The organism is Paracraurococcus ruber (genome assembly GCF_004353985.1).
In the GTDB taxonomy this organism is placed as follows: domain Bacteria; phylum Pseudomonadota; class Alphaproteobacteria; order Acetobacterales; family Acetobacteraceae; genus Paracraurococcus; species Paracraurococcus ruber.
This window is the reverse complement of the sequence record NZ_SMOA01000318.1, coordinates 1-5790: the sequence shown is the minus strand read 5'-3', so window position 1 is coordinate 5790 and position 5790 is coordinate 1. Positions and strand designations below refer to the sequence as shown.

Genomic DNA, 5790 nt, shown 5'->3' with positions numbered 1-5790 from the left:
CGGCCCGGCCTCGCTGGCGCGGGCGGAAGGCCGCGCCAGCCGCCGCGGGCGCGATCCGCGCCGGCCCTCAGCCCAGGCGCTGCGCCACCCAGTCGGCGCGGGACAGCCGGTACAGGATGTGCGGCCGCGCCGGATGGCCTTCCGGCAGGCGCGGATGCCCGAAATCCTCGCCGCGGGACATGCCCAGCCGCTCCATCAGCCGCCAGGACGGCGCATTCGCCGGCCGGGTGAAGGACACGATCTCGGCCAGGCCGATCGGGCCGAAGCCGGCGGCCAGCGCCAACCGCGCCGCTTCCTCGGCGAAGCCCTGGCGCTGCGCCGCGGGCGCGATGCGCCAGCCGATCTCGACCGCCGGGGTGAAGGCGGCCTCCCAGGGGATGTGCATCAGCCCGACCGCGCCGATGCAACCGGGCGCGGCCCGCCGCTCCACGCACCAGAAGCCCCAGCCATGCGCCGCGATATGCGCCTGCAGCCGGTCCATCCAGGCATCGCTCTCCGCCGCCGTCATCGGCGCCGGGAAATGGCGCATCGCCTCCGGGTCGGCATTCAGGGCGGCGAGCGGCGCGCGGTCCGCCTCCCGCCAGGGGCGGAGGCGGAGGCGCGGCCCCTCCAGCGTCATGGGCTCGGGCATGCCGGCTCTCTCGCATGCCCGGCCGGGGCGGGGCCAGCCCGGATCGCGGCGCGGCCGCTGCCCCCCGCCCCTGCCCCTCCCCTGCCCCGCCTACCCGGCGCGGATGCCCTTCTCCCGGATGATGCCGCCCCACATCGCCAGCTCCCGCCGGTAATAGGCCGCGAAGCCCTCAGGCGTGCCCTCCACCGTCTCCATGCCCAGCTCGGCGATGCGCCCCCGCACCTCCGGCGCCCGCACCGCCGCCAGGTTGGCCTGGTGGATGCGGCGCAGCACCTCCTCCGGCGTGCCGGCGGGGGCGAACATGGCGAAGTCGGTGGTGGTGCGGAAGCCGGGCAGCCCCAGCGCCTCCGCCACCGTCGGCACCTGCGGCAGCAGCGGCGTCCGCTGGTCGCCGGTGACCGCCAGGATCCGCACATCGCCCGAGCGCACGAAGGGCAGGCCGGAGACGGCATCGATGCAGGAGATCTGCACTTCCCCGGCGACCAGCGCCTGGGTGGCCGGCGCGCCGCCCCGGTAGGGCACGTGCAGGATGTCGGCCTTGGTCTGGTGCAGCAGCATCTCCATCGCCAGGTGGAAGGAGGAGCCGGCGCCGGCCGAGGCATAGGTCAGCTTGCCGGGCTGCGCCCGCGCCAGCGCCACCAGCTCCGCCAGGCTGCGCGCCGGCACCGAGGGATGCACGCACAGATACAGCACGTTGAAGGCGACGAGCCCGAGCGGCGCGAAGGCCCGGTCATGGTCGTAGGGGATGTCCATCAGGTGCGGCGCCATGGCGAAGGTGCTGTTGGTGCCGACCAGCAGCGTGTAGCCATCCGGCCGTGCCCGGGCGACCGACAGGTGCCCGACCGTGCCGGAGGCACCGGTGCGGTTGTCCACCAGCACGGGCTGGCCAAGGTCCTGCGCGATGCGGGGCGCGAGGACGCGGACGACCGTGTCGGTGGACCCGCCGGCCGGCCAGGGCACCACCACCGTGACGGGGCGGTTCGGCCAGGCGCCGGCCGGGCTGGTCCCCGCGCCCGCACCCGCACCCGCACCCGGCCCGGGGCCTGCCCCCGGGCCCGCGGTCTGGGCCAGGGCGCCTGCCCCGCCGCCGAGTGCCGCCAGTCCCGCCAGCGCCGCGCGGCGCCCCAGACGCAACCCTTCCATGCTCCGTCCTCCCGTTGGTTTCGGCTTGGTTGCGAAGGAGCATGGCGCGCCGCCGCTGCCGTTTCCAGGGGGCCGGCTGTGCCGCCCCGGCCTTCCTGCTATCGTGCCGGGGCGGAGGAATGACGATGACCACCCCGATCAGCCTGGAGGCGATGGCAGCCAGCGTGCCGGACGGCGCGCTCGTGGCGCTGCCGCCCGACAACTCCCTGCCATCCGTCGCGCTGGCCAAGGCGCTGGTGCGCCGCGGCGCCCGCGGGCTGCGGCTGCTGGGCGTGCCGGTCGCCGGCTTCGCCGCCGACCTGCTGATCGGCGCCGGCTGCGTCGCCGAGATCGAGACCAGCGCCGTCTCGCTCGGCGAGGCCGGCTTCGCCCCGCGCTTCTCCGCCGCCGTCAGGGCCGGCACGCTGGTGGTGCGCGACTGCACCTGCCCGGCCGTCCACACCATGCTGCAGGCGGCGGAGAAGGGCGTGCCCTTCATGCCGCTGCGCGGGCTGATCGGCAGCGACATCCTGGCGCACCGGCCGGACTGGAAGGTCAGCGACAATCCCTATGCCGCGGGCGGCGACCCGATCGTCCTGCTGCCGGCCCTGCAGCCGGACGTGGCGATCTTCCACGCCGTCATGGCCGATGCGGAAGGCAATGTCTGGCTCGGCCGCCGCCGCGAATGCGCCACCATCGCGCATGCATCGAAGCGCGCGCTGGTGACGGTGGAACGCGTCGTGCCGGGCAATTTCCTCGAGGATGAGCGCCTCGCCCCCGGCACCATCAACGCGACCTATGTGACCGACATCGCCATCGCGGAGCGCGGCGCGCATCCCGTGGCGCTGCTGGACGAATACGGCTTCGACGCAGGTTACGTCGCCGACTACGCCCGCATGGCGAAGACCGAGGCGGGCTTCGCCGCCTGGCTGGCGCGCGAGGTGTTCGGCCAGCGGGCCGCGGCCGCCGAATGAGCGGGATCAAGCCCGAGGAACGCCTGGCCGCCGCCCTGGCGCGGCTGATCCTGGCGCCGGATGCGCCGCCGGCGCGGCACATCGCGGTCGGCGCCGCCTCCCCCATCCCGGCCGCCGCCTGCTGGCTGCTGCGCAAGGCCGGGCATCCCGTGCGGCTGTCCCTGCTGCACCGGCGCAGCGGCAACCCCTTCACCGAGGGCACGCGCGAGCTATTCGACCTGACGGGACAGGGCCGCATCGACCTGTTCTTCCTGGGCGGCGGGCAGATCGACGGGCAGGCGAACCTCAACCTGGTCGGCACCGGCGCATGGCCGGGGCGCGACGTCCGCTTCCCCGGCAGCTTCGGCTCCGCCTTCATGTACGCGATGGCGCACCGGACCATCCTGTTCCGGGAGGAGCATTCGCCGCGCGTCCTGGTCGAGCGGGTGGACAACATCTCCGCGGCCGGGGTGAATGCGCCCGGCGTGTACCGGCGTGGCCATGCCCAGGCGCTGGTCACCGGGAAATGCGTCTTCCGCTTCCACCCGGACCGCGCGCGCTTCTCCCTGCTCAGCCGGCATCCCGGCGAGACGGTGGAGAGCATCCGCGCCGCCACCGGCTTCGGCTTCGACATCCCGGACGCGGTGCCCGAGACCCCGGACCCGACGCCCGCGGAGCTGGCGCTGCTGCGCGGCCCGGTCTGCGACGAGATGCTCGAGACCTATCCGGAATTCTGCGCCCGGGTCTTCGGGCGATCCGAAGCCCGCGCCCCGGCCGCCGAGTGAGTGAGGAAAGCCGCATGACCGACGCCCCCCCGACCGCAGACGGCAAGGGCCTGGCCCGCTCCGCCGGTGCCCTCGCCGGCCTGCGCGTCATCGACCTGACCCGCGTCCTCGGCGGGCCCTATTGCACCATGGTGCTGTCCGACCACGGCGCCGAGGTCATCAAGCTGGAGCCGCCGCAGGGCGACGAGGTGCGCGACTGGGGCCCGCCCTTCGACGAGGCCGGCGACGCGAGCTACTTCGTCGGCGTCAACCGGAACAAGCGGTCGGTTGGCCTGGATCTGTCCAAGCCGGCGGGCAAGGACGTGCTGCTGCGCCTGCTGGAAGGCGCCGACGTGCTGATCGAGAATTTCAAGCCCGGCAGCATGGAGAAATGGGGCCTCGGCTACGACGCCGTGCTCAAGTCCCGCTTCCCGCGCCTGGTGCATTGCCGCGTCTCCGGCTTCGGCGGCACCGGCCCGCTCGGCGGCTTCCCGGGCTACGACGCGGTGCTGCAGGCCATGGTGGGCCTCATGTCCATCAACGGCACCGAGACCAGCGGCCCGACCCGCCTCGGCAACCCGATCGTCGACATCGCCACCGGCCTGTTCAGCACCATCGCCATCCTGATGGCGCTGCAGGAGCGGGAGCGCAGCGGCCTCGGCCAGTATTGCGACATGACGCTGCATGATTGCGGCATGGCGCTGCTGCACCCGCATGCCGCCAACTACTTCCTCAGCGGCAAGCGGCCGAAGGCGACCGGCAACCCGCACCCGAACCTCGCCCCCTATTCCAAGTTCAAGACGAAGACCTGCGAGATCTTCGTCGCCGCCGGCAACGACCCGGCCTTCCGCAAATTCTGCGACTTCCTCGGCATGCCGGAGATGGCGCAGGACCCCCGCTTCGCCACCAACGGCGCCCGCGTCACCAACCGCGACGCGCTGACCGAGGTGCTGGAGCGCCGCTTCGCCGAGGAGGATGGCCACGACCTGACGCGGCGCATGCTGGCCGCCGGCCTGCCCGCCGGGCCGGTCCTGCATGTGGACGAGGCGATGGCGGCCGAGCACACCGCCCACCGCGCCATGGTGACGGAGCTTGGCGGCTATGTCGGGCTGGGCACGCCCATCAAGCTGTCCCGCACCCCGGGCGGCACCCGCGCCGCGCCGCCGCGCTTCGCGGAGCATACGGAGGCGGTGCTGTCCGCCCGCGGCTTCTCGGCCGAGGAGTTGAAGGCGCTGCGGGCCAGCGGCGTGCTGGTGGACCAGCGGCGGCGCTGACCGCGGGCACGGCCTGCGCATTCGCCGGGATGCGCCGGCCGCTCCGCGTCGCGGCAGGCGGAGACCCTCCACGCTCCGCTTCGGGCCCGGGCGCCCCCAGGCGTCGTCTGCCATGACCGCCGGCCGGGTTCCGGCGCCCGGCGAGCGCCGACCGAGGTCACGCGGCGACGCCAGGGCCTTGCGGCGGCGCCCGGCGCCCTGCGCGCCCGCAGGCGCGACGATGCGGGCACCGGCGTCCTGCCTCTCGGCATGCATGCCGGGCGGCGAAGCCACGGCGTCCGGGGCGGTGCCGCTGGCGGGACCGCCGGACGTCGGCGCCCTGACCTCACGCGGCCAGGCTGAGTTCCTCGAAGAGCGGCCCGACCGCCAGGGCGGCCGATTGCGGCTCGGTGAAGACCAGGCCCAGCAGCCCCGCCTCCACCCGCGCGACGCGGGCGGTCACCGCCGCCGCGGCGCCGGGCAGCGTCACCAGCACCGCCGTCCCCGGCGCGATCGGGATGTTGCAGGCGAAGCCGACGCCGCCGGCCGAGATGTCCTTCAGCACCGCCGGGATGCTGCGGCCGTCGGCCAGGCGCAGCATGGCCAGCGCCTGGCCCGGCACCTCCTGCCGCTCGAAGCGGCGGCGGTTGCCCTCCTCGGTCGCAGGCCCGCCGGCCAGGGCCTCCATCTCCGCCCGCAGCGTGGCGCATTCGCGCGCCACCGCCTCGGCCGCCTGCAGCGCCGGGCAGTTGGCTGCATCCGGCCCGTCCGGCCCGGGACCGGCGGCGTCGCGCAGGGTGGCGGCCGCCTCGGCCAAGCGGGCCAGAAGGCCGGCCGAGGTGCGGCCGAATTCGGCCTGCCGCTGCTCCAGCGCCGCCTCGCCCGCCGCCTCCAGCCGCTGCCGCTCCTGCAGGCCGGCACGAACCTGCTCCAGCGCCGCGGCCAGGGCGCCGATCTCGTCCCGCCGGGCGCGGCCGGGAATCGCCAGCGCGGTCTCGCCTGCCGCCAGCCGCCGCAGCGTCGCCGCCAGGCCCCGCAACGGCGCCGCCAGGCGCGACGCGGCGACC

6 protein-coding genes are annotated in these 5790 nt (G+C 74.9%); 3 read left to right on the top strand and 3 right to left on the bottom strand.

What is annotated here, in order from left to right:
* Positions 1-67: 67 nt before the first annotated feature.
* Positions 68-631 carry a GNAT family N-acetyltransferase gene (locus E2C05_RS27965; protein WP_133222926.1) on the bottom strand — a complete coding sequence of 188 codons (564 nt, stop codon included), beginning with the start codon at positions 629-631 and terminating at the stop codon, positions 68-70.
* Between the two features lie 90 nt (positions 632-721).
* A complete protein-coding gene (locus E2C05_RS27960) occupies positions 722-1774 on the bottom strand; it encodes a Bug family tripartite tricarboxylate transporter substrate binding protein (RefSeq protein WP_133222925.1) in 1053 nt (350 codons plus the stop codon).
* Between the two features lie 125 nt (positions 1775-1899).
* Between E2C05_RS27960 and E2C05_RS27955 the strand changes: the two genes are divergently transcribed.
* Genes E2C05_RS27955 through E2C05_RS27945 form a run of 3 tightly spaced genes read left to right on the top strand, consistent with a single transcriptional unit; the run spans position 1900 to position 4744 of the window.
* Positions 1900-2727, top strand: coding sequence for a CoA transferase subunit A (locus E2C05_RS27955; RefSeq protein WP_133222924.1), 828 nt, complete (start codon positions 1900-1902; stop codon positions 2725-2727).
* Positions 2724-3491, top strand: coding sequence for a CoA-transferase (locus E2C05_RS27950; protein WP_133222923.1), 768 nt, complete (start codon positions 2724-2726; stop codon positions 3489-3491). Before E2C05_RS27955 ends, E2C05_RS27950 begins: the two co-directional genes overlap by 4 nt.
* Before the next feature lie 14 nt (positions 3492-3505).
* Positions 3506-4744 carry a CaiB/BaiF CoA transferase family protein gene (locus tag E2C05_RS27945; protein ID WP_133222922.1) on the top strand — a complete coding sequence of 413 codons (1239 nt, stop codon included), beginning with the start codon at positions 3506-3508 and terminating at the stop codon, positions 4742-4744.
* A gap of 325 nt (positions 4745-5069) precedes the next feature.
* On the opposite strand, the gene E2C05_RS27940 is transcribed toward E2C05_RS27945, so the two are convergent.
* A partial coding sequence (locus E2C05_RS27940; protein WP_133222921.1) for a PilZ domain-containing protein occupies positions 5070-5790 on the bottom strand: 721 nt, incomplete at its 5' end.